Source organism: Litchfieldia alkalitelluris, assembly GCF_002153425.1.
Lineage (GTDB): Bacteria > Bacillota > Bacilli > Bacillales > Salisediminibacteriaceae > Evansella > Evansella alkalicola.
This window is the reverse complement of record NZ_KZ119600.1, coordinates 3,003,107-3,028,074: the sequence shown is the minus strand read 5'-3', so window position 1 is coordinate 3,028,074 and position 24,968 is coordinate 3,003,107. Positions and strand designations below refer to the sequence as shown.

The following is a 24,968-nucleotide window of genomic DNA, read 5'->3' as shown; positions in this document are numbered from 1 at the left end:
AACAAAAATTAAGTAAATAGGATTATTTTTTATTTTTAAAATATTATGATTATGATAGTATATATCTAATACGCTAAAGGCAGAAACAGTAGGAAGGGTTTTGAAGCATGAATATGACTGAAAAAAAGATCCAAATTGAAGACATCATAAAAGCGCATCAAGCATTGAAGGAAGTAGTGGTTAAAACACCTCTGCAAAAAGATGAAATATTATCTGAGAGGTATGAATGTAATGTTTATTTAAAGCGTGAAGACATGCAGGTGGTTAGGTCATTTAAAATAAGAGGGGCATATAATTTAATGCAAAGTCTTTCTAAAGAAGAATTACAAAATGGCGTAGTATGTGCAAGTGCTGGAAATCATGCACAAGGAGTTGCCTATTCCTGTAAAGCTTTAGGAGTGAAGGGAAGCATTTTTATGCCAACTACTACTCCTCGACAAAAAGTATCGAGAGTGGAGTTTTTCGGTGGACCATTCATAGAAGTAATTCTTACGGGAGATACTTTTGATGATGCTTACTACAAGGCTAAGGAGTATGGAGAAGAGAACTCCATGTCTTTCATTCATCCTTTTGATGATTATAAAACAATATCTGGTCAGGGAACAATAGGAATGGAAATATTAGATGATACTGATGCTCCAATTTCCCATGTATTTATGGGAGTAGGTGGTGGTGGTCTTGTATCAGGTGTCGGTTCCTATTTCAGGAGTATTAGTCCAGAGACTAAAATTATTGGAGTAGAACCAGCTGGAGCACCAGCAATGAAGAGTTCACTTGACAAAAATGAAGTAGTAACTCTAGAGAAGATAGATAAATTTGTAGATGGTGCATCCGTTAAACAGGTGGGAAATATAACGTTTGAAATTACAAAGGAAATCGTTGATGATATCATTCTTGTACCAGAAGGAAAAGTATGTACAACTCTTTTAGGATTATATAATGAAAATGCTATCGTAGCTGAACCAGCAGGAGCCCTTCCTATAGCAGCCCTTGACTTTTATAAAGATCAAATAAAAGGAAAAAATATAGTCTGCATCGTAAGTGGTGGAAATAATGATATTGACCGCATGCAGGAGATGATGGAAAGGTCATTAATTTATGAAGGTTATAAACACTACTTTATAGTGAATTTTCCACAGCGTGCAGGGGCATTGAGGGAGTTTATGAGTGATGTTCTTGGTGAAACGGATGACATCACGAGATTTGAATATACGAAGAAAAATAATCGTGATAAAGGGCCTGTATTGGTTGGCATTGAATTAAAGCATAAAGAGGATTATGAACCTTTAATTTTACGAATGGAGAAAAAAGGGTTTTCCTATACAGAAATAAATAAAGATCAGAAATTGTTTAATTTACTTATTTAAATCTATCCACTTTGCGTTTTACTGATTAGAAATAGTGTGTCCCAAGGCTATTTAGAAGGGGCACACTATTTTTTGCTTATCTTCGCTTTAGATCGTAAGTTCTACACTGAATTGAAATTAAAAGCCCAACATACTCCTCACTTTCTGCACGTAGCTCTGACTAATTGGGAGGAGAGTATTCTCCTGCATATATAGAGTTACCTCAAGATTTGAAGAAATATTACGAGAAATTTGGCTGATATATGCAATATTAACAATATAAGAACGGTGGATGCGGATAAAGTTTTCAGATAGACGCTGCTCTAATGTTTTTAGTGGATATTTTGAAGTGTAGCAGCCCTCCTCCGTATAGATGAATGTTTTCTTTTGATAACTTTCAAAATATACAATTCGGTCAACTGATAATGGAATCCAAATATCATCTTGTCTCCCAACGATAAAAGAGATGGTCGAACTCGCTCCCATTGAATACTCGGGAGGTAGAATTACAGTTAATGCACCTGTGAAGCCAGTTTCTGGTTCTTCTAGAGGATACCCAACACCAAAATACGGGGTTCCGAAAACAGATTTATCAACTAAAGATTCAATTTTTTGTTTGTGTAAATACACACGCTCCGTAATACTACCAGATGGAATGGTTTGGCCTCGTTTAATTCTTATATCGTGGTTCCCCGGTATGTATGATATATATTTATTTCCACCTGCAATTGCTATAGATGCCTCTTTTGGGACCCAGTCTTCAATGAATTTAGAAAACTGACGTATAATAGCATTTTCCACCAAATCCTCCTCACTTCTTTTATTATTTGGAATTTTCTAATTAATCAAATATATTCTCATTTTATCCAGTTATATGATGATCTGTCAATTTATTAGCACAAATGAATTATACTCCTATACAATAGTTTTTAACTATATTTATAGTGGAAACGAAAGGGTCGTTTAAATGTGTCCTAAGTCATTCTTTTTCAAAAACAAAATGTAAGCGTTTTAATTCGAGGAGAAATTTTCTAGAGTCAACTAACTCAAGGAGGGATTTGGAAGTTTATGAAAACTCTCAATGCAAAAAAGGAAAATTACAATTTAGTGGATTATGAAAACGAGTATCGAGAATTTGACTGGTCAGAGGTGGAGAAGAGATTTAGCTGGCACAAAACTGGACTTATTAATATGGGGTATGAAGCTGTAGATCGTCACGCTGAATCAGATAAGGGAGACAAGGTAGCACTTTACTACTCCGATAAAGACAGAAAAGAAAAATATTCTTATCAACATTTAAGAGAAGAATCAAATAAAGCTGGAAATTTACTGAAGGATATAGGAGTTACGAAAGGGGATAGGGTGTTTATATTTATGCCACGCTCTCCTGAACTTTACTTTATGCTTCTTGGAACAATTAAAATTGGTGCTATTGCTGGTCCGTTATTTGAAGCTTTTATGGAGGGAGCTATAAAGGATCGTCTTGAAGACAGTGGAGCTAAAGTGATTGTAACAACACCTGAACTTGTCGACCGTGTTCCAGTGGGAGAACTTCCAGAACTAAAGAAAATCATTATAGTAGGAGAAGGTGTCGAGGAAAGTGATATGATTGTGGATTACTTTCGTCAGGTCAAGAATGCTAGCACAACACTAAAAATTGAGTGGGTTAACCGAGAGGATGGAATGATTCTTCACTATACTTCTGGATCAACAGGGAAGCCTAAGGGAGTTTTACATGCGCACAATGCTATGATCCAGCATTATCAGACTGCCAAATGGGTTCTTGATTTAAAAGATGATGATGTTTTCTGGTGTACTGCAGATCCAGGATGGGTTACTGGTACATCTTATGGTATCTTTGCCCCTTGGCTTGCGGGAGTTACGAACGTCGTACGTGGAGGTAGATTTAGTCCAGATGATTGGTATCAAACGTTAGAAAACTATGAAGTGACAGTATGGTATAGCGCTCCAACAGCATTTAGAATGCTAATGGGAGCAGGTGAAAAGATCTTAGAGAAATATAAGTTAAGTAATTTAAGGCACGTGCTCAGTGTCGGGGAACCTTTGAATCCCGAGGTTGTCAAATGGGGTAAAGAAGTAATGAATCTGAGAATCCATGACACATGGTGGATGACAGAAACAGGTGCACAACTCATTTGCAACTATCCGTCCATGACGATAAAGCCTGGATCGATGGGAAAACCAATCCCAGGGGTGGAAGCTGCTATTGTGGACGACAAGGGGAATAAATTACCACCTAATCGGATGGGAAATCTGGCTATTAAAAAAGGTTGGCCTTCTATGATGAAGGCGATTTGGAATAGACCTGAAAAGTACCAATCTTATTTTCTTCAAGACTGGTATGTATCAGGAGATTCAGCTTATATGGACGAAGAAGGGTATTTTTGGTTTCAAGGAAGAGTAGATGATGTAATTATGACAGCTGGTGAAAGAGTAGGACCATTTGAAATAGAAAGTAAACTAGTAGAGCATCCAGCAGTTGCTGAGGCAGGTGTTATCGGTAAACCTGATTCTATAAGAGGCGAAATTATTAAAGCATTTGTATCCTTGAGGGACGGTTACGAGTTAAGTAAAGAGCTGGAAGAGGACATTAGGAACTTTGTGAAAAAGGGATTGGCTGGTCATGCAGCACCTAGGGAAATTGAATTTAAAGATGCTTTACCTAAAACAAGAAGTGGCAAAATTATGCGAAGGGTTTTAAAATCATGGGAATTGAATTTACCAACTGGAGATTTGTCAACAATGGAGAAGTAAAAGGGGCATTAATGTATGTAGAAACTTAATATAACTAGGGAGGGGAAATATGGAGGTTAATAAGAACAGGTGGTTAATCGCATTATCTGCCATCTCAATCCATTTATCCATTGGTGCAGCTTACGCATACAGTGTTTATACAAACCCCATTAGAGATTTAATGGGTTGGTCCGTGACTGGTATTACGTTTTCTTTTACAATTATGATGGCACTGGCAGGGATCGCTGCAGCATTTTTTGGAACTTTCGTTGAGAAGAACGGGCCACGTAAATCTGCAATATTAGCAGCAATCTTGTTTGGGATTGGTCAGGCAGGTGCAGGTGTGGCAGTTGCAGTTGATTCTCTATTACTTTTTCTTTTGACTTATGGGGTTGCTAGCGGATTAGGTATGGGTTTAGGTTATATTGCACCAGTTTCTACTCTCATTAAGTGGTTCCCAGATAGGAGAGGTTTGGCAACAGGTATGGCTGTTCTAGGGTTCGGTGCAGGGGCCCTGATTACTGCACCTGTTGCAGCCTTTTTAATGGAATCCCTTACTATTCCAATTACATTCTATCTTTTAGGGTTATGTTACTTTGTACTCATGTTCTTAGGGGCTTTGTACATTGCTCCACCTCCTAACGGCTGGATGCCTGATGCAATGAAAAAAGCAATTGATTCTGGCAAAAAAGTAATGAAGCAGGACTTGTCACAACTTACAGCTCGAGAAGCAGTAAGAACAAAGCGTTTTTGGATGTTATGGAGTATCATGCTTATTAATGTGACTGCTGGTATTATGATGATTTCTGTTGCATCGCCAATGGCACAAGAAGTTGTTGGAATGTCCGCCGCGGGAGCGGCTGCTATGGTAGGGATAATGGGGATTTTTAACGGTGGCGGAAGACTAGCATGGGCAGCTATATCAGATTATATTGGGCGTCCAACTGTTTTTATAACTTTTTTTGCACTCCAGTTAGTGGCATTTATTACTCTTCCAAACACTACAAGTATTTTACTATTCCAAGTACTAGTTTTCCTTGTTGTTAGCTGCTATGGAGGTGGATTCTCAAATTTACCTGCGTTTATTGGAGATTTGTTTGGAACGAAGCAACTTGGAGCAATACATGGTTTTCTTCTAACAACATGGTCATTAGGCGGAATATTAGGTCCGTTGTTAGTCTCGCAAATAAGAGAAGTGACTCAAAGTTATATCCCTGTATTCTATGTTTTCCTTGCTTTGATTTTGCTTGCCTTAATAGTTTCTATTTATCTTCAAATAGAAATTAAGCAAGTACAAAAGGAAAAACAACCACAGAATAGTAATAGACTTCCCCCTGTTTCTCAAAAGAAAGAATATAGTCCGAAGCTAAATACTATTAGAACTAATGCAACAGAAGGTCAACGACAGTAAAAAAGGTAGCATTGACTACTTAAAAACGAAAACTTGAACTAATAGTAATGATAAAAAGAGTGCTCAAAAAGGATTTACTTTGAGCACTCTTTCCCTTCGTTTATTTATGTATGCTATTTATCGCTTCAGCTGATGGTAGACGAATAATAAATTCTGTTCCTTGTCCTTTTTTACTATTAACTTTAATACTCCCACCCATTTTTTGAATATAACGGTACACAAGCATTGTACCAAGTCCAGTCCCCTTTGCCCCTTTTGTCGAATAGTAAGGCTCTCCAAGACGAGCGATTTGATTTTTTGTCATCCCTATTCCAGTATCTTTTATAGAAATATAGACAAATGATTCTTCTCTTGCTGTACTTATACTCAGGGTCCCCTTCGAGTGAGTTTCCATCGATTCAATTGCATTTTTACCAATATTCACTAAGCATTGTCTAAAATGTTGAGGATTTCCTTTAATATAGTGCGTATTAACCTCTGTCTCAATATGTATAGAATTTTGATTAGATAATGGCTTTAATATATTTATAATGCGATCTATTTCTTCTTTTACATTCAAGACCATCATAGGACCGGTGGAGTCAGGTTTTGCATAAGAAAGATAATCTCTAATCACTTCTTCTGCACGATCTAATTCTGTTAATGATATTTCAAGATATTTTTTTTGCTTATCCTTTAATTCCGATTTTTGTAAAAGTTGAAGAAATCCTTTTACTGATGTTAATGGGTTTCGGATTTCATGTGAAATGGATGCAGCAAGCTGACTTACAGTTTCCATTTTCTCCGATTGGAAGACTTTTGTTTGAATAAACCATTGTTTTTCAATTGTTTCAACAGAAAAAATAACTAAGATCAACGCAAAAATAAATAATGCACTGTAATAAATTACTATTTCCGTTGGTGTGGCCATTTGTGTCATGTAATTGATGATAGAGATTGTAATTAGTGAAGAGCCTAAACCTAATATAGTGATATTAATAAGCTTCCAGGTTAGGGATAAGCTTAAATACCATTTGCGAATAAGTATCAGAACTATTAAATGAAGTGGTGCAATGACTAAAGAAGTAATAACACCAGATCCTTCAAATAGGCTTCGATATCCAATGTTAACGATTGTTAGGACTATGGCTACGATTGGTCCACCATATAACGAACCATAAATTTGAGCAACAAGGCGTAAATCGAAAAAAATACCATTGCTCATTTGAATTGGAAAACTGATACAGGCAATTATTGCAGCTGAGGTAGTAGTAGTTAAGAGAATTTTCCTTTTACGTATCGTTTCGTTCCTGAAAATTAATATAAGAGGGATGAAACAACAAAATAGTAAAAGGAAGAATCCATTAACAAACAAATCTTGTAACATCGAGTCTCCTATTCCCACTAATATAAGATATAGTGTAAAGTCAATTTATTTCCTTATTTTCTATTATCAGAGAAAAATTAACAATATACAACTCAAATTTACTGATTTTATAGTAAACCTTCTTGCTCGTATAAATAAGAGTATGGGATATCAATAAATAAAAATAATCCATCCTCTAATGGATAGGAGTATGTCCGGATCATTTCATCTTTCTCTATATCTGTATATAAATCAGACAAGATTCCCCTTTTCTTAAATTCCATTTTTACGATGTTTTCAATAAAGTAAGGCCTCCAACTCCAATTTCTTTGAAAACCACTCTTCTCAAGTTTCCAAAGGCCTTCATTTGTCCTTATGGCATTGGAGGTTTGCTGAAATCCATCATGGTCACAAATATATACTCGAAAACTGAAAGAAGAAAGGGCATTAGCAATAGATAATAAAAAGTTATCTAAGTTATTGTTTGCTTTCATATTTTTTAATACTGATTTCAGTTCAAGGCTAAGCTTTTCAGTTAATTCATGCTGTGCCTTAATTTTTTTACGTTCTTGTTCAATGAATAGATGAAACTCCTTTTGCAGCGTATCCTTAGTAAATTCAGCTTCTACAAAGGAAGGTTTAGGACTTGCCAAATAGTACCCTTGATAGTAACGTGCTCCATTGCGCCAAGCGAAGTTAAGCTTTGAATATTTATCAATACCTTCAAATAAAAGAGTCGACCCTAATTTCCTTGTTAAGAGTGACAATGAGTGTAGGACATCGCGATATAGATCGGGTAATGTATCTCCTTCGAGAAAACCAAGATTAACTTTCACAATATTCGGATTTAGTGTTGCCAAGCGTTCTAGGTTAGTGTGTGAGATTCCAACATCTCCAATAGCAATATTTACACCAGTACTTTGAATATATGTAATGAGATGTTTGATGTCCGTAAAGTTAGTATTATAATCCTTTTCTTTAATCTCAAGAACAACTCGATTCAATGAAAGTCCCTTTCCTTGATAGGTGAAGAGTTTTTCCATAAGATGGTCCCCGTTGTCTTTTAGTAGAGAATGGATATTAGTATTTAAAACTATATATTGGTCTGGGCTATGAAGGAATTGTTCCAAGGCAAGTGTGTATACATATTCATCAATTTCGTCACGATACTCCAGGGGTATTGATTCGTCTTGAAAGAAGCTCCCGAGACTGAGGGGGCCTTCCTTAGTATTCATTCTGGCAAAAACTTCATAGCCAATCACCATTTGTTTATCAGCACTTATAATAGGTTGATAGTACGGAACAACCTGATCTTTATTGAGTAGGATATCTAATGGATCCAAAAAAAGCACCTCCCATATGGAACATCATAATTATAGCATAGCAATAATTAGAAGTATTGACCATGTGTAGGTACTTTATTTCATATAAAAGCTACCTGAAGAAAGGCATGTTAATTGAAGAAAGAATTTTCCCTTTCTTGATTAGTAATCTTTTTCGATCCGCTCCATAAATTCCTCGGCAGCGCTGTATCCTTGCTGCTTTAATATCCAATTTTGTACAGCTGCTTCGATTAGACCTGCAACATCACGCCCTGGTTGAACTTGAATTTCAATGGAAGGAATCTGTACTCCCATATATTCCGTAAAGCGTGCTTCATGGTCAAGCTCATTATTAAGCTCATCCTTCTCCCACTTCTTCAATGTGATATCAAGGACAATCTGTGTTTTTTCTTGAAAGGCCTTTTGTCCATAAAGACGGACTACATTTAATAATCCAATACTCCTCAGAGCTAGAAATTCTTTCGTATTTTCATCGTGAGTACCTAGCAGTGTCGTAGGGCTAATTTTTTTTAGAACGACAACATCGTCTGCAATAAGACGATGACCACGTCCAATTAAAGTATGTGCTGTCTCGCTTTTTCCGACACCGGACTTTCCACGCAATAAAATTCCTATGCCAGATACATTAACACATACACCATGAATGGATAACTCTGGTGCTAGTTCATTAGCTAAGTATGATTCTAGTTTTGCTATAAGTTCTGACGTCCTTTGCTCATGTTTCGTAATTAATAACGGGATCCCTTCAGATGTACAATGCTGTTTTAAATAAGTCAGCTCTTCTTCTTTTCCCTTAACGATAAAACAAGGTGGGTGATAATGCACAATGTTACCAATTCTCGTTTTACGTTCTTCGTGGCTTAATTTATGTAAATAAGTTACTTCTTTAGTACCAAGTACTTGCACACGTTCGGTTGGAAAAAAGTCAAAATACCCTACAAATTCCAAACCAGGTCGATGTACACGTGGCTTCGTAATAGCTTTTCGAAGATATTCTGCCCCTGCCAAAACCTGTAATGAAAATTGATTGACAATGTCTTCTACAGTAATTTGTTTCATTTTTCACCATCCTTGATCCTTATATATTAATTTATAAATATATCCAATTACTAACATACCATAAACTAGTAATGTTAATTTTGAAGATTTTGAGAACTAGTATTTCAGTTAAGAGTTATTAAAAGAAATAAAAAAACCACCTTTATTTACAAAGGTGGTTACTATGTATTAGATGGTGAGCCGTATTGGATTTGAACCAACGACCCCTTGCCTGTCAAGTTTGACAAACACATATATACAACGGTTTATTGCTATTAATTTACGAATCAAACAATAACCATGACACTAATTTTTATTACAATTTTATTGTAAAGGGGTTGTTCGTTATCGTCAAGTAAAATGTGAGGTTTTAGCGAAAAAGTGAAATTTTCATGTGTTTCAAAGTACTATAGGTTATAGAAGAGAAAATGCGACAATTTAAGGAAAAACTGCAATAATTAACCAAGTTACCTACTATATAAGTGTAGGGGTGGTTTTAGAAGTCAATGTCGAAAATGTGATTGTGCCGAAAAACTGCAATAATTAACAGAGTTATCTACTATATAAGTGTAAGGGTGATAACTTCACAGTTATTGGCTTTTATTATGATTATTATCATGGTGAAAATAAGGCTAAGAAGTGTGAGAATTGTGAGGTGTTAATTAAAGCAACTAGCAATCGAACCATGTATTGCAAAGAGTGCTGGCAAACAATCAGAAGAGACTATAAAACAGAAAAACAGAGAATATATAGAGAAAATCAAAATGTGGACACTTAGAAACATACCCGAACCTCAACGGAGAGTAAGACTAGGACAATTTTTAGTTTCTCTGTTACTATGGTAGAGAAACTAATATATTCTACTAAAATTACACGGAGAATACAAGGAGGAAATACATAATGTCCATGTTTAGAAACACCGTTCAATCCCAGTAGGGAATAGTGATTCAACGTTTTTGCGTAAATTACTAGTAATGAAGAAGAAAGAAAAATTGTCCATTTTACACTATTTTTGTTGCAAAAACGACCTTACAACCCTTGATATAATAGGATTCCTTAACTCTCCATATGGAAAGGTTGAAATGTTAAGAAAGTTTTAAAATCCCAAACCTCAAGTGAGAGTAGGGACAGGGGAATTTTATGTAAATTACTAGTAATGATAGATAATGTTAATGTTTGAAATAGAAAAGTACTTACAACACTACTCCCACAATAGATTGAATGATTTTGTGTAAAACACTAGTAGTGATGTGGGAGAGAAATTTAATTATGTGAAGTTTTAGAAACACCATTGAATCCTAACGGAGAGTAGTTATATCGAGTTTTTGCGTAAAATACTAGTTATGATAGAAGCGAGAAAAATGAAACCTACTTTAATCCCAAGGGAGAGTAACATTTCAGAACTTTCAAGCAAAATACTAGTAATGATAGAGAGTAAAAAGCCAAAAAATGCTTAAAAACAGAGAAAATTTGCAGATAAACACCCCTTAAACCCTTGATACATAAGGGATCTCAAAGTGGGTATATGGAAGGGGGAACGAAAAGTTAGTACCCTTTGAGTTTAGGAAAATAGAAACGCCCATTTATTCTTACTCTCCCATACGTTCCAGCCATTCTGTGCAACGTACTAGTAATGATACAAATGGAAAAGAGAAAGTATGAGAAAATCAAGAAATGTTAAGGGTTTAGAAAATTGTCGAAAACCTTGATATAAGGGTTTGTGAGACAGTGGTGAAAACAAGTGTTCGTCAATAAAGCGCTAAAACCCTTGATAAATAAGAGTTTGGGGCATTTAGTCCTAAAAATCGTTAATAACCTACAAGGGAAGGGGTAGCGTTTTGCGAGGTCATAGATTCCCTAAGTAAAAAACTATATTTATGTAAAATTTTTGATAAAAGCGTGTATAAATAGAAAATAATGTTTGAAATAGAAAACTCCTTGATACCACTAGGTTTATCAATGTTCCCAGTTTGATCAATAAATTGAAAACGTTGATTTAATAGGCTTTTACTGAAAAAGTTAATAACCTACAAGGGAGACATACCGAAAAATAAGGAACGAAAACAGAAAACTCCAAACCCCAACGGAGAGTAAGATAATTACAATTCTGTGCAAAAGACTAGTAATGAAGAAGAACCTTTCTTTTAGTTTCCCAATACATGGGTGACTAAACGAAAGGATTTTTATAATACTTTCATTTTTAACCTCCATTTGTGAGTGGTAGACATCTGCCACTCTTTTTATTTTGTTCAAAACTAAAATTACATAAATGAAATTTAAGTATCGGAGGTGGTGACAGTGGATATAACCGCTATTCCATTTGAGTTAATACTTTCACAAGGATTCTTTGCAGTATTGTTTGTATGGCTTTTTTACGATACCCGTGAAGAATCTAAAAAACGTGAAGAAAGGTTAGTACAACAAATTGAAAAACAAAACATAGCACAGGATCGAATTGTTCAATCACTTGAACGATTAGAAATTCAAATTGCAAATTTAAAGGAGGAGGTTAGATAATGGCTGAAATTTTACAAGAAGGTTATTCAGATTTACGAACTTACATTGAATCAAATTGGCAGTATATTGAGTTACAAAATGATGAGGGAAACTCTATTGTACGATTATCTCCTACAGATAGTAGAGTACAGTGGACACATTCAACAGGTGATCAAGTATTAAAGTTACAAGTTGTCGTAAAAGGTTCTGATAGTGATATTGCATCAGAAACTACATTTGGTCAATCTGCCATTTACAAAACTTCAAGTGGTGGAAATCCAATTAGTGTAGAATCATTTACACCATTCACCATTGAATCAGAAGATGATGAATTAACAGTGATTCACTCCATTGAAGTACCGAAAGTGTAGGTGATGTTCCATGCAAGGTGCAGGAACACAAAGTAATCCTTATTTAGTATCCACACCACAAGATTTACATGATGTAAGGAACAACCTTTCTGCAAATTATGAATTAACTCGTGATATTGATATGAGTAATTGGGGAAATTTTACCTCTTATTCAGCAGGTGTTCCATATTTTACAGGTGACTTTAATGGAAATGGATACAAAATTATTAATTTAACTTCTTCTAGTCCTCGGAGTGGTTTATTTGGAACAGTTAGTGGAGGGAAAATTAGTAATTTAGGAATAGTCGATTGTAATTTACAAAGTAATGACCAATATTCATCTCCATTTGGATATTTAATAGGTGGGGCAATCGTAGAAAATTGTTACTCTACTGGTTATGTAAGTGGTACTAATCATATAGGCGGTTTGGTTAGTATGGTTTACAATGGAACGGTTATAAACTCATATTCTACTTGTACAGTAAATGGTACTAGATATGTTGGTGGTTTAGCAGCACGTTTATTAGGAACAAGTTCAAACATATATTCTTCCTTTTCCCATGGACTAGTTACAGGAAATCAAGACATAGGAGGATTAGTTGGACTATCTACAGGTAATACAAGTAATTCATTTTGGGATACAGAAACAAGTGGTCAAACTACTTCAGCAGGTGGAACAGGTAGAACAACTCAACAAATGAAAACTCAATCTACTTACAGCAGTTGGGATTTTATTAATACATGGCAGATTGATAATGACTATCCACAATTACAAGTATTTGCTAATGTAGTGCAACCACCTAAGATTGAAACAATTGGAGTTACCTCCTATGTTTCCAATGTTCATACTAATTTAGATAAGTCTTTCAATAAGGTACAAGAGGTAAATAGTTTTGTAAATGATTGTGCGTTCCATGTGACTGTTTCTAGGGGGGTTACACGTAAAGGGAATACATTTACACTTCCAATACAAACAAGCATTGATAAAGCCACCAGAAGTGTTAGAACTGGTCAAGTCAATGTAGTTACATGTATAAACCCAATTCATTCTATGGTAGAACGTAAATCTAAAACAATTCAAAGATTAACCACTAACATAGAATCAATTTTTAGCGGAATTTCCTTAGTTACACCATTGAGAAATGATGTTGTAATTGGATATGGGTATTATCTATCTAATCCATCTTACAATTTTGTGACGACTAATAGTAGTTACGTTTCAGAGCAAATTAACCCTTCCTATGTGGAGGTGATCAAATGATTCTAGTAGGAGATACTATAAGGTTAAAATGTCATTTTAAGTCACTGAATGGTCAAGCAGTAGAGCCAGAGAATATTGTATTAACATTTTATGATGAGAAGGTTGGTCAAATTGAAGAGATTAACTTAGACACTGACAATAGGGAACATGTTGGTGTTTATTTTTATGATTATGTTGTTCCAGAGAATGAAAAAGTAATCATCTTTGAATTTAAGGGAACGCATAATGATAAACCAATTATTACTAGAGGGAAAATCGAACCAAAATTTGTTTAGGAGGAATCTAAATGGAAAATAAGACATTTACACAAGAGCAGTTAGACGAAGCCATTCAGAACGCTAAAACAGAATGGAAAGAAAAGGAGTTAAATCCTATTGTTTCTGAAAGGGATGAACTCATTAAATATAAGCCAGTTGAAAAGTCAGAGGAAGAAAAAGCACTGGAAACAAAGCACCAAGAATTAATTCAAAAGGAAATAGAACTAGAGTTGAAATCAGTAGGACTTGATAAGTTCGCTGATTTTTTTAATGTCCAAAAAGTTGAAGATTTAAAGCCACAAGTTGAAAAGTTTCAATCTATTCTTAATGAAATGAAAATCAATAGTGCTTATCAGCCAACAGATCATAAGAACACGGATGAATATTCAACTGCCAAAGGTAAAGGCGACACGCTAGGAATGATCAAAGCATTATTTTCTAGCCAAAAATAATAATAAATTAAAAAGGGGAAATGTTAAATGTTTACACATGATAAATTTTTAGAAGGTCAATCAGTAGATTTAAAGGATGTATTAATTCAAACTACACCAGTCATTACACCATTCTCTACATACCTATTAGGTAAAGGAGTTAAGGCTACTGCTCCAAAGGTAAGTTGGATTGAGGAATCCATTAATGAAGAATCAGCAGTAACACAAACAGAAGGTGGAGACGCTCCTGCATATGTTGAAGATAGCCAAGAAATGCTAGACAACTACCTTGAAATCTTTGCGGCTACTGCAACAGTATCTAATACTGCACAAGCGAGTGAAGCGGTAGGAATTAATGATTTATTGGCTAAAGAAGTGGCTAACAAGAGTAAAGCACTCAAAATGCGTATTGAGAACAAATTAATTAATGGTACAAAAGGATATTCTAACAAGATTTACACTACTGGTGGTATCTTAGAACAAATTCATACTGACCACAAGTTAATTGGTTCTACATTTGATAAAGTTGCATTTGAGGAAACATTATCAGCACTTTACCATGCTGGTGCAAATGACAATATGACTGTATTCCTACCTGCAAGTATGAAAACGAAAATTAATGATTTTGAAGATGTTGTTTTCATGGCAAGGGATAAAGAGTTAGGATTTGATAGTGAGTTGTATTCATCTGTATATGGACAAGTACGTTTTGTACTATCTGAAAAAGTAGGTGCAAACAAATTATTCGTAGTGAATGGTGATTACTTAGAATTACCACAATTAATTGGTTTTGGTGGTACGAAACAACCAGTAAGTGGTTCAAAACAATCTATTTACTTAGAAACTCAACTAGGATTGAAACTATTGAACCGTAAAGCAGCAGCAAGTTTCACAATCACAGAGTAATACCGTTATTATGAGGATTCACCAACATTGGTGAATCCTCTTTTTATAATCTAAAAATCTAATCAAATGGAGGTGGAAAAGTGAAAGAAAATAGAAATTCGTCATGACCACTTCCTCTTTTTAGTCATCTCACAGTCCAAAGTTGGCGGTTGAGATTATGACCGTTTGAAGAAAATTTGAGAACAACTTCAAACAAATATGGTCACGGATTAAAAGGAGGAATCTACCCTTTGTATTTGAGGGGTAGAGGTTATAGACGACAAAACAATGTTGTCAAAATAAAGGTTCATTCCACAACTTTGTGGAGTGATTTTTACTAAGAGGATAGTGGGAGAGTTTTCTCTTTCGCTAATTATGAAGAAAAAATTAAAAGAATTGTTTCCAGAATGGTGTAGTGATTTTACTAAGAATCAACACACATTATGTCTTACAGATGATTTGGATTCTTTGTTAGGTTGCATGATTGAAAGGGAAGTAAAAGGAAATGAAATAAATTACTTCTACACATTCGATAATCTATATGTAGCGGATGATTCAAACAAGAAAAAGGCAATAGGAATTGATCTAGCCATTCATAATGGAATGTCATGGTGTAACCACGTTGTAAGGATTAATAAGGATGACTATGTAAATCCAAAAACTGCCAACATAAACGCATTACTTAATGTACATAAAGGAAATTATTTTAAGAAATACGCTATGTCAACAGTACTAACTATGTGGTCATATTATGATTTACCTTTACCCAAAACAAAGGAAGGTAAAATGTTACTGTTAGCCATTGATAGTGGATTTAAAGGACACTATGACAATAGATTTAAAGATACACATAACGCTTATTTGGATATTATGGGATTTGGAGAGTTAATTGATCTATTAAATGATTATAAAATAAGTGACTTTTACAATTTACAAAAACAGTATGATACACAAGCAAATATACAATTAAATAACGAAGGTTTTCTTCAAACTACTTTACCCCTTGCAGAATTGCAGGGGTGTTTTGGTGTTCCAATGGAATTACCAACGGAACAATACAAATTAAAGTTTCAGTTTGAATCACACTTTGCTAATACAAATATTTCAAAAGAAAACATAAACAACCTGGTGTCATTAGCGGTAACAGGTAAAAACAAGGTGAAATATACAACTTTCTAGGGGGAATCGAAATGATAACAAAAGATAATCTGTTCTTTTGCTACAATAAAAATTTATGCCTGTTCTTGAAGGAGGATAAAGGAATATATTCAATTACTACTGCAATTCATCCAACAACTAAAAAGATGTTTACACTTTTCGCAAAAAGTGAGGAACTTCAAAAGGCATTGGATGAATACAAAGCACAAAACTAATCAAGTGTAGGAGGTAATCTATTGTTTAAAAATCAAAATATTATTCAAAAGTTTAATCAATTGTACATAATAAAGCGGTCAAAATATCTTATCTTATCAGATAAAGGCAACTATGTAACCTTTGATAAGAAGAAGTATGAAAATGCAAAGTATCTAACTGATTTTACAGTTTATAGACACCTAGAGGGGAAAAGTACTCTAGGTGTTTTTGCTACACGTAGAGCCAGTAAATTTATCTGTTTTGATGTGGATATAAAGGACATTCACAAAGCAAAATGGGTAACGTATAAAGTTCACCATGCACTCATGGAATTAGGTGTTCCAAAAAATTACATTCATATATCTCATAGCGGTAACAAGGGTTATCATATGGAAGTTTTCTTTTCAGAACCAATTGAAAATTACGTAGTAAAAGAATTTCATTCACTTGTATTAACTCATGCAGAATTAATTGATATTGACTATGGTGATGTGGAATTAAGACCAACTGCCGAACAAGGGGTAAAACTTCCACTAGGGAAACATTTTAAAACTAAGGGTAATAAGCGGTGCTGGTATGTTGATTATGATAAAGGGTTAGAGCCAGTCAGATCGTATAACTATATATTGAACATTGAACCGGTACAATCAGCCACTATATATGACATTCTGAACCGTGAAAAGGATTCACTTTTAGAAGAGGAAGTAATAGAGGTTGATAATACAGATGACTACATAGAACAGAAATATGAACCTCTTCCCTCATACAAACAAAATGTCAATGAAGATGAAACGATAGAAGCCATAGAGAAACTATTAAGTGAAGGTTTACCAATGCAAGGCACAAGACATAATAGTTTGTTTAAGTTGGCTAAATACTTCAAATGGTTAGGATTAAGTGGGGAACAGGTCAATCAAGAATTAATTAATTGGATGGAATGGCAAGATGAATCTAAATATTCTATGAAAAGGAAAGATTGGTTAAAGGATATTGAGGAAATTGTAGAGTATATTTTCTTGAATGACATTCAATTAACAGTGGAACAAAAGGAAATAGAAGTTTCTTATAATGAAATGGTACAAGTGGTGAATATATGTAAAAGTAAAAATGAAAAATTACTTGCTTATTGTCTCCTTATCCATTCTAAACGCTACTCAAATGCGAGTGGCGTTTTTTATATGAGTTTTAATCAAATGGCTACTGCAAGTGGATTAGTGGAAAAGTCAGCAAGGAATATCATTAACAAATTAGAAACGAATGGACTGATTGAGATTATTGCAAGGAATCAAATGGTCACAAAGAAAAATGGTGCGTTTGAAACTAAGAAACCGAACAAATACAAAGTAAATATTCAAACTAAGCCAGATTCAAATGTATTTAAAATTGATAGTGAATTAGAATACAAGGATTCGTTTAATAGTTGTATGGTGAATTTATTTACTACTGATGTATTAAAGGAACTATTACCACGTAGACAATTTGAAAGTATAGTTAATTAACTGTTTCAATACTTCTCTTTTAAAGCATTTAAGAAATGTATTACGTAGGAAATACACCTACTGTATATATATATACCTATTATAGGTAAAAACGTACAAATGTAATTTAACTACATTCAACAACTCCCCTTTACTGGGGAATTGTAAATTAATCAAGGAGTGATAAGCAATGAAAGAAATAAGTAACATGATTGAAAGTGTAAAGCAGTATGAAGAGGGATTAAGTAGAATGGAAAAGTCTTTAAATGAAATGGATAAATTACTAAATGAAATATTAGAAATAACAGGTAATATATCTAATAGAACTGATGTGATCAAGCATGACTGACATTGAAATATTAGAAAATAACCTTAGAGAATTAAACGATAATCTAAAAAGATTAGAGGAACTGGATAGAAAAATTACTGCTAGTATGGAGGGTAATGAAAATGACAATTTATGAAGCATTAAAGACACTAGGGAATTATAGGTATGCAGAATATTTTAAATGGAAACATGATATTCGCTTTGATCAGACATTACCTAAAAAATCAGAAGAAGAGTTTTTAGAATCAGTAGACCGTAAAACAATGAATGGTTTTTTAAAGTGGGAACGGTCAGCACAATATAAAGCATTACTGACATTGTATTTTGATACGAAAATCACTAATGACATAGAGGAAATCTATAAGATTGTTAGTGATAAAGCCAAACAAGGTGACGATAAAGCGGTTAGATTATTTTTAACTTTGAGTAAGGATATACAGAGCCAACGTAAAAATGCAGAGGAAGTATTTAAACAAGTGGATGATATAGAAGAAGATGACGGACTTGAATTAGATTAATAGTTTTGTGTAGAGGAGTGTCAATAATGGCACTCCTTTTTCTTGTGGGAAGGAGGTTAATCATGGCACAAAAACTTTCAAAAAAACAAAAATTACAAATGATCATGGATGATTTTAGGCTATTCTCTAAGAATTTTATTTACATAGTAGACAATGAAAATGAAAAAGTGAAATTAGACTTAAACAAAGCACAGGTTGAACTTGATGAATTAATGAATAAGAATAAATTCGTTATTGTTTCTAAGGCTCGTCAAGGTGGTATTAGTACATTCACATTAGCAAAAGCATTATGGAGGGCAGTTAGAAATGAGAATGAAAATATTCTAATTGTCTCGTATAAATTAGATTCAAGTAAAGCATTATTTGAGAAACTAAAACAAATGAATGAATGGCTCCCACGTACTGAATATCCTTCCTTATTTCCAAAAGTAAGACGTGAAAACAGAGACGAATTATTTTTTGATAATGGCAGCCGTATAACGTGTAGTGTGGCTGGAAATAAGTCTATAGGTCGTGGTAGTACATACAGTTATATTCACTTGTCAGAGTATGCGTTTTTCAGTAGACAGGAAATGCAATTACTTTCAGCAGAACAATCATTAATGAAAGGGCAAAATAGCCAATTAACAATTGAGACAACTTCTAATGGTACAGGAAATCATTATCACAAAGTATTTATGAGTGCGTGGAAAGGTCATTCAAAATACAAAGCCATGTTCATTCCTTTTTATCATGATTTGTATAGAAAGCAATTCAAAACAGAACATGATGAAGCAGAAAAATGGTTTAAAGAGACAAATAAAGGTTCTAGGTTACAAGCGAAAGATTTAACTTCAGAAGAGAAAGCATTACATGAAAATGGTGCAAATTTACGCTTTCTAATGTGGCGACAATACAAATTAATGGATATGGAATTGCAAGAGTTTCAACAAGAATACCCTTCTAATCCTATGGAATCATTTATTTCTACTGGTCAGAGTGTATTTGATCAAGCGAAAGTATTAGAACGTATCAATCATTTACTAGAACCCTTGCATTATAAGGATATGGAAGATGAATTACCTCAACAGTTAAGGCGGTATGTAAATAAAGGTTTATCTATATTCCATTTACCTAAAACAAAAATGAAATATTATGGTGGGATTGACGTATCTAGTGGAAGTGGTGGTGACTACTCCACTATTTCTTTTTATGATTCAGATGGTCAACAGGTGGCTAGTTTTTATCATAATAAAACACCAGTTTATAAATTTGCAGAGTTAGTTGATTTATTAGGAAGATGGTTCAATTATGCCTTTCTTGTAGTGGAATCTAATAGTTATGGATTGCCATTATTAGAGAGGTTACGTAATGACTATCAATATATGAATCTGTATAAGCAGCGAACCTTTGACCAACGTGGTAGGAAGAAAATGCAGTTAGGATTTGCAACAACAACAACTACTAAAGCCATTTTGATTAGTGATTATAAAGAACTGTTTGAAACAGGCCTTATCAATATTGAATGTAAAGAGACACTATCTCAAATGCAAATATTTGTTGAGAATAACGGTAAAACAGGAAACAAAAGAGGAACAAATAATTATGATGATTTAGTTATAGCCAATGCGTTAGCCATACAAGGAATGAAAGCCAATAGATGGTATGTAGACATTTAGAAAGGAGAATCAATAATGAACATTGATCAGTACATTAAAGAAGTCCACAAGAACCGTGATAAATGGTTTATAGATGAAGTTAGTACAGTATCTAACCAATCCAGAGTACTTAATGTAATGAAGTTAAAAGGATATTTAGATGGTGATCATAAGATTATACATAGACAACCAGAGAAGTATAATGGAAAAGAGTTTTATCCTCGTAAGATTGTATTACAGTATGCGAAAACAATCTTAAATTTCCAGTCAGCATATTTACTAAAAAATCCTATTACATTAACAGGAAATGAAAGTGTAGTAGAAGAATATCAAAGGATTCAGAAGAAGGGGAAATATGATAAGATAAACTTGAAAATATTAGATAAGGTGATTAAATACGGTCAAGTTGCAGAGTATGTTTATATGGATGATAATAAACAAATTAAATCTAAGATTATAGACCCTGCTGATAGTTTCCCTGTATATGACCATGAGAATAATTTAATAGCGTTTATAGAATCATATACCGTTGAAGGTGTGGACTATTATACTGTATTTACAAATGATACAGTTTATAAATATGACAATAACGGTGGCAGATTGCGTAAACGTAGTGAACATATTAATTTAAGTGGCTTACCAATTATCTATCATAACCAAAATGAAATGAGTGAGGTTGAAGGTAAATCTGATTTAGATGATTTAATACCTATCCTTGATAATATGGAGGATTTGATTAGTAAGTACACTGATTCATTCTACAAATATATGAACCCTATTCCAGTAGTGATAGGTCAACAATTGAAAGGGAATGGACTTCCTAAGGATGTAGTAGGGGGAGGAATTAATTTAGAGGAATATGGTGATATGAAGATGTTAAGTAATCAAATGGATTCAAAGAGTTTTGAGACACTTTATAAAACTCTACTCCAAGCATTACTGGACATTAGTAGTACACCAGCAGTTTCAATGAATAAGACAGACATTTCCAATCTAAGTGAGGTCAGTATTAAACTATTATTCTCATTGGCTGATGTAAAGGCAGGATGGAATGAACTGTTTATGCGTGAGGGTATATTTGAACGCTTTGAGAAGATACGTACACTATTAGCGTATAAGGATATTAATTACAGTGACGAGGATATTGATACATTAGACGTTGTATTTAGGTATAACATGCCTAGTAATGATAAAGAGGTCATTGAAAACCTTAAAGCATTACGAGATATGCAAGGAATTAGTATCGAAAGTTTATTAGATCATAGTCCATATACGAATGATGTTCAGATGGAGTTGAAAAAGTTGAGTGGAGAAGGGGAAAAGATAAAGGTAGAAAAAGGAAATGGTATAGAAGTTTAGGAAGAATGAGTGTAAAGTGAAAACACTTGACAGGTGTGAGGATTGTGAGATAGGGAAACCTTGTGCAATTTCTCGCCTGTTATCTAGTGGCTTTCCAATCCTATTTTTTTAGGGGTGATCGGTGGAAAATGGGACTTGATTGGAAATTCATGGATATTTTAGAGGGAAACCAACTTCGTTACGTATAATCATCTTTTTACGTAATAATCTTTACCTAATATTTACCATACATTACAGTTATTTAGGAGAATGTGGCGATATTAGGAGATATTTATTAGATAATAGCCAGTTAGGTATATTGATATAATTAAAACCAATCCAAACTTGTGGTATAACGTTACTTATCACACAAGTTTAATACCCCTAATGGCTGGAAATCGCCCCTAGCATATCAAATTTTTCACACCCGAAAAAATTACTGATTAATAGGACTGATTATTATGAAAAATATTCCAAATTATGATCACCTACTCTAATACTCATGATAAAATGGAAATACATACCTACATACTAAATAAGAAAGGGTGTATTTCCTATGGAAAATTTATTAGATAAAAAACACATTAAAACAATACTAGTTATTTCTTATTTTTTACTACTATTTTCATGTTCTACTGAATCGTCTGCCGATGTTAGAGAGGAAGTTTATGTTATCGCAGGTGAAGTTTACCAATCAGTCAGCGACTTTTACTATGAAGAAGAGATGTACGATTTGGAATTAATACAGGATATGAGGTCAATTAGTAAGGAAATTGATGATATAACAGAGGATGAAGAAAAGTTGTTTCGGGTATTTGAGGATATTTGTTTAGGAGTGATAATGCTAAATGATGGTGCAACAGTGGAAGATTTAGAATTAATAGATATTTATTTCGAGGATTCCCTCCAAAAAGCCAAAAACATAATAGAAAAATAAAATTTTATATTCTTTGACTTTAAGCACTCAATTATGGGTGCTTCTTTTTTATGTTTTAATCTCTTCTTTGAAAGGGGTGAGAAATATTACCTCCGACCACTTTCTTCATAAAATTTTCCAAAGTTTGATCTCCTAGTACCTTTTTAATGGTAAAATTAAACTATTCAGTTTATTTTATTCAATTAAAAGAGAATGGGGGATATGTGTATGTTGAAAAAAGGATTATTAATATTGGTGTTTTCTGTTACTTTCTTAGTTAGTTGCTCAGAAGCAGCAGAAACGATTGTTGAAAAACCAGATGATGTTGCTGATTTAATTTGGGACAATGTAATGCAGTTTACAATCTACACTCATGAAAAGATGGAGAATGGAGAAATTATTGATAGTGATATGCGTTATAGTATAGATAGTTATATATCCATAAACCATGATCATGGTGGAGAGGTACTAAGTGAAACTGATTTTGATATTTTGGATGGTTTTATTAATTACTATAAAGAATCATTAGGACAATCTATTTTATTTTTGGAAGGTGAAAATGAACTATCAGACTCTTATCTAGCAGAATATGAGAACATGAAAGAAATATATGGTTCCAAAAATTTAAGTATTGATAATATTGATTTAGCATTTATTTCAAAAGAAGAAAACAGATATCAAAATCAGTTAGAAGAAGAAAGAGAAAACTTTATGACACAATACAATATAGAGTATGAGGTAGATGATATACGTTACAACATGGCAAATATGTTAGATGAACGATTTATAATAACAGGCATAGGTGAATTAAGTGACTATTATAATTATGGATTTACTAATCAAGAATATACATTCAGTGTAAGATTAACTCCAGAAGGAGGAAATTACACAGATGGCTGGTATTTGTACTTTCCAAGGGAAGCGAACCAAGAGTTATATAATGAATTGTTAGAATATGGTAGTGTGGAAATTATGGCAATGGCTTCAGTACCTAGTGAAGTTTATAAACCAAATCAAGGGAATATGGCATTTATACATTTTGCAACTTTTATGAGTAATTAAATAAGTAATATAACGCTTACTATTCAGTAGGCGTTTTTCTTTTACTCATTTTTATGTAAAACTCAATTAATAAAGGAGGTCACACAATGACGAATTTACAACGTCTTGAAATGGAGATTAAAGGTATTAACCTTTCACAAAATGAATTACAAGTTTACCTATTAGAATCAAACTTAACCCCACATACTGAATACAATCCAGAATCTAAGAAAGCCATTTATCAATCTGCTTTATCTATTTTAGAATCAATTGCCAACCAGCCATCCTTGATGAAAAGTTACAAGTATGATGATATGACTGTTTCTGATTTTGCGGAACATATCCAGTCACGTATTGACCAATTAGAACGCAAGATTAGGCAAATGAAAACAAGTGAAGAGGATACGTCTTTCTTTATGTTGTTTAATGGATAGGAGGTGCATTACTTGAATTTATTTGATAGGAATGAAGCAGCAGAGGACTTTCAATACTTATTAGATCAAGCAGGAATTGACATTCTAATTAACAACCATCCTTCAAAGGCACTAATTACTACTCCACTTTTGAATAGAATTATTGACTATGATGATCGTATGGTTTCCACATTAGACACTATTAAACGTGGAGATTTAGTTACATACAATGATAAGCCATTTATGGTTATCACTGAAACGGAAGCAAAGCGAAATGTCACTTATAAATCTATTATGAGACATTGTAATTACACAATTGAAATACCTGGTGGAACAGAATTAGTTTACATTGGTGATGATTGGAGAGGGTTTCCAATATATGAGGAAAGGGTGACAGAATGGATTGACTTTCCTGTAATTGCAGATAATCGTAAGTTTGATATTACAGGTAATGAAGCAATTAACATTCCAGAAAATCAAGTGATAATTACAGTACAAAATAATGAAGATACTAGAGATTTTAGTATTAATGATACATTTAATGTCATGGGTTCTGAATGGAATATTATAGACGTAGACAAGACAAAAGTAGGATTACTCATATGGACTGCTGAAAGAATTTAATTAGAATCAATTTTAAGGCGAATATCATAAGTTACAATGTACGAAAAAAGATATATGAGGTAGTTTAGGTATATTACCCCTCGACAACTCTAATATTGTGAGAACACTATTTGTAATAACGTGAGAAGGAAATAAAAAGGAGGACTATAATCAGTCCTCCAAAATGGTTATGCAGTTACATCTTCTTCATGCGTACAATCAATATCTATGTTCCAATCATGGACAGTTGGTTTAACTTTCTGATTGTTCAATGTTGTAATTTGTACCTTAATTTCCTTTACAATCATTTCATTCATCTTATATTGTGCAATCATCATAGCATGTTCTTTACTGTTTGCATTAACCTCAATTGAGACTGGAAGGCTGATAGTGGAATACACTTCATATTTGTTCATTTTATAAAAC

Annotated in this window: 25 protein-coding genes; 20 read left to right on the top strand and 5 right to left on the bottom strand. The window is 33.7% G+C overall.

Annotated elements, in window-relative coordinates; all coding sequences use genetic code 11:
- The first annotated feature begins 107 nt into the window (after positions 1-107).
- Complete coding sequence (gene ilvA, locus BW724_RS14550) at positions 108-1,367, top strand: threonine ammonia-lyase IlvA (RefSeq protein ID WP_088075911.1); 1,260 nt, start codon at positions 108-110, stop codon at positions 1,365-1,367.
- A 117-nt stretch (positions 1,368-1,484) separates the two neighbouring features.
- Here ilvA and BW724_RS14545 read toward each other — a convergent pair whose 3' ends face one another.
- Positions 1,485-2,147 (bottom strand): LytR/AlgR family response regulator transcription factor, encoded by a 663-nt coding sequence (locus BW724_RS14545; RefSeq protein WP_088075910.1) that lies wholly within the window; start codon positions 2,145-2,147, stop codon positions 1,485-1,487.
- 267 nt (positions 2,148-2,414) lie between these two features.
- On the opposite strand from BW724_RS14545, the gene acsA reads away from it, so the two are divergent.
- Together acsA and BW724_RS14535 are read left to right on the top strand one after the other, a co-directional pair.
- The gene (gene acsA / locus BW724_RS14540; protein ID WP_088075909.1) at positions 2,415-4,121 is read left to right on the top strand and encodes an acetate--CoA ligase; all 1,707 of its coding nucleotides are present in this window, start codon (positions 2,415-2,417) and stop codon (positions 4,119-4,121) included.
- Between the two features lie 49 nt (positions 4,122-4,170).
- Entirely contained in the window at positions 4,171-5,511 is a 1,341-nt protein-coding gene (locus tag BW724_RS14535; RefSeq protein ID WP_088075908.1) for an L-lactate MFS transporter, read from the top strand.
- Positions 5,512-5,611: 100 nt separating this feature from the next.
- On the opposite strand, the gene BW724_RS14530 is transcribed toward BW724_RS14535, so the two are convergent.
- The 3 genes from BW724_RS14530 to hprK all read right to left on the bottom strand — a co-directional run bounded on the left by BW724_RS14530 (position 5,612) and on the right by hprK (position 9,258).
- A complete protein-coding gene (locus tag BW724_RS14530; protein WP_088075907.1) occupies positions 5,612-6,877 on the bottom strand; it encodes an ATP-binding protein in 1,266 nt (421 codons plus the stop codon).
- Between the two features lie 107 nt (positions 6,878-6,984).
- A complete protein-coding gene (locus BW724_RS14525) occupies positions 6,985-8,208 on the bottom strand; it encodes an EAL domain-containing protein (RefSeq protein WP_235848980.1) in 1,224 nt (407 codons plus the stop codon).
- A 132-nt stretch (positions 8,209-8,340) separates the two neighbouring features.
- Positions 8,341-9,258 (bottom strand): HPr(Ser) kinase/phosphatase, encoded by a 918-nt coding sequence (gene hprK, locus BW724_RS14520; protein WP_088075905.1) that lies wholly within the window; start codon positions 9,256-9,258, stop codon positions 8,341-8,343.
- Positions 9,259-11,535: 2,277 nt separating this feature from the next.
- Between hprK and BW724_RS14515 the strand changes: the two genes are divergently transcribed.
- From BW724_RS14515 to BW724_RS14440, 17 genes are all read left to right on the top strand, one after another.
- Complete coding sequence (locus tag BW724_RS14515; RefSeq protein ID WP_088075904.1) at positions 11,536-11,754, top strand: BhlA/UviB family holin-like peptide; 219 nt, start codon at positions 11,536-11,538, stop codon at positions 11,752-11,754.
- Positions 11,754-12,104 carry a hypothetical protein gene (locus BW724_RS14510; RefSeq protein WP_088075903.1) on the top strand — a complete coding sequence of 117 codons (351 nt, stop codon included), beginning with the start codon at positions 11,754-11,756 and terminating at the stop codon, positions 12,102-12,104. The genes BW724_RS14515 and BW724_RS14510 overlap by 1 nt, the downstream gene beginning before the upstream one ends.
- Before the next feature lie 10 nt (positions 12,105-12,114).
- Positions 12,115-13,344, top strand: coding sequence for a M26 family metallopeptidase (locus BW724_RS14505; RefSeq protein WP_088075902.1), 1,230 nt, complete (start codon positions 12,115-12,117; stop codon positions 13,342-13,344).
- A complete protein-coding gene (locus BW724_RS14500) occupies positions 13,341-13,619 on the top strand; it encodes a hypothetical protein (RefSeq protein ID WP_088075901.1) in 279 nt (92 codons plus the stop codon). The genes BW724_RS14505 and BW724_RS14500 overlap by 4 nt, the downstream gene beginning before the upstream one ends.
- Positions 13,620-13,630: 11 nt before the next feature.
- Complete coding sequence (locus tag BW724_RS14495) at positions 13,631-14,053, top strand: hypothetical protein (RefSeq protein WP_088075900.1); 423 nt, start codon at positions 13,631-13,633, stop codon at positions 14,051-14,053.
- Positions 14,054-14,080: 27 nt separating this feature from the next.
- Entirely contained in the window at positions 14,081-14,938 is an 858-nt protein-coding gene (locus BW724_RS14490) for an SU10 major capsid protein (protein WP_088075899.1), read from the top strand.
- A 327-nt stretch (positions 14,939-15,265) separates the two neighbouring features.
- Complete coding sequence (locus BW724_RS14485; protein ID WP_235848979.1) at positions 15,266-16,096, top strand: hypothetical protein; 831 nt, start codon at positions 15,266-15,268, stop codon at positions 16,094-16,096.
- 11 nt (positions 16,097-16,107) lie between these two features.
- Complete coding sequence (locus BW724_RS14480; RefSeq protein WP_088075898.1) at positions 16,108-16,290, top strand: hypothetical protein; 183 nt, start codon at positions 16,108-16,110, stop codon at positions 16,288-16,290.
- 21 nt (positions 16,291-16,311) lie between these two features.
- A complete protein-coding gene (locus BW724_RS14475; RefSeq protein ID WP_088075897.1) occupies positions 16,312-17,769 on the top strand; it encodes a TOTE conflict system archaeo-eukaryotic primase domain-containing protein in 1,458 nt (485 codons plus the stop codon).
- 169 nt (positions 17,770-17,938) lie between these two features.
- Entirely contained in the window at positions 17,939-18,097 is a 159-nt protein-coding gene (locus tag BW724_RS23675; RefSeq protein ID WP_176371418.1) for a hypothetical protein, read from the top strand.
- A 101-nt stretch (positions 18,098-18,198) separates the two neighbouring features.
- Complete coding sequence (locus BW724_RS14470; protein WP_088075896.1) at positions 18,199-18,594, top strand: hypothetical protein; 396 nt, start codon at positions 18,199-18,201, stop codon at positions 18,592-18,594.
- A 26-nt stretch (positions 18,595-18,620) separates the two neighbouring features.
- The gene (locus tag BW724_RS14465) at positions 18,621-20,252 is read left to right on the top strand and encodes a terminase large subunit domain-containing protein (protein WP_235848978.1); all 1,632 of its coding nucleotides are present in this window, start codon (positions 18,621-18,623) and stop codon (positions 20,250-20,252) included.
- A 15-nt stretch (positions 20,253-20,267) separates the two neighbouring features.
- Positions 20,268-21,590 carry a phage portal protein gene (locus BW724_RS14460; protein ID WP_088075894.1) on the top strand — a complete coding sequence of 441 codons (1,323 nt, stop codon included), beginning with the start codon at positions 20,268-20,270 and terminating at the stop codon, positions 21,588-21,590.
- A gap of 535 nt (positions 21,591-22,125) precedes the next feature.
- Positions 22,126-22,506, top strand: a complete 381-nt coding sequence (locus BW724_RS14455; RefSeq protein WP_088075893.1) for a hypothetical protein — start codon at positions 22,126-22,128, stop codon at positions 22,504-22,506.
- A 207-nt stretch (positions 22,507-22,713) separates the two neighbouring features.
- The gene (locus tag BW724_RS14450) at positions 22,714-23,547 is read left to right on the top strand and encodes a hypothetical protein (RefSeq protein WP_088075892.1); all 834 of its coding nucleotides are present in this window, start codon (positions 22,714-22,716) and stop codon (positions 23,545-23,547) included.
- Between the two features lie 86 nt (positions 23,548-23,633).
- On the top strand, positions 23,634-23,960 hold the full coding sequence (locus tag BW724_RS14445; RefSeq protein ID WP_088075891.1) for a DUF6706 family protein: 327 nt from the start codon (positions 23,634-23,636) through the stop codon (positions 23,958-23,960).
- A gap of 12 nt (positions 23,961-23,972) precedes the next feature.
- Entirely contained in the window at positions 23,973-24,563 is a 591-nt protein-coding gene (locus BW724_RS14440) for an Ig domain-containing protein (protein ID WP_088075890.1), read from the top strand.
- 167 nt (positions 24,564-24,730) lie between these two features.
- On the opposite strand, the gene BW724_RS14435 is transcribed toward BW724_RS14440, so the two are convergent.
- A complete protein-coding gene (locus BW724_RS14435) occupies positions 24,731-24,958 on the bottom strand; it encodes a hypothetical protein (RefSeq protein WP_088075889.1) in 228 nt (75 codons plus the stop codon).
- Between the last annotated feature and the right edge of the window lie 10 nt (positions 24,959-24,968).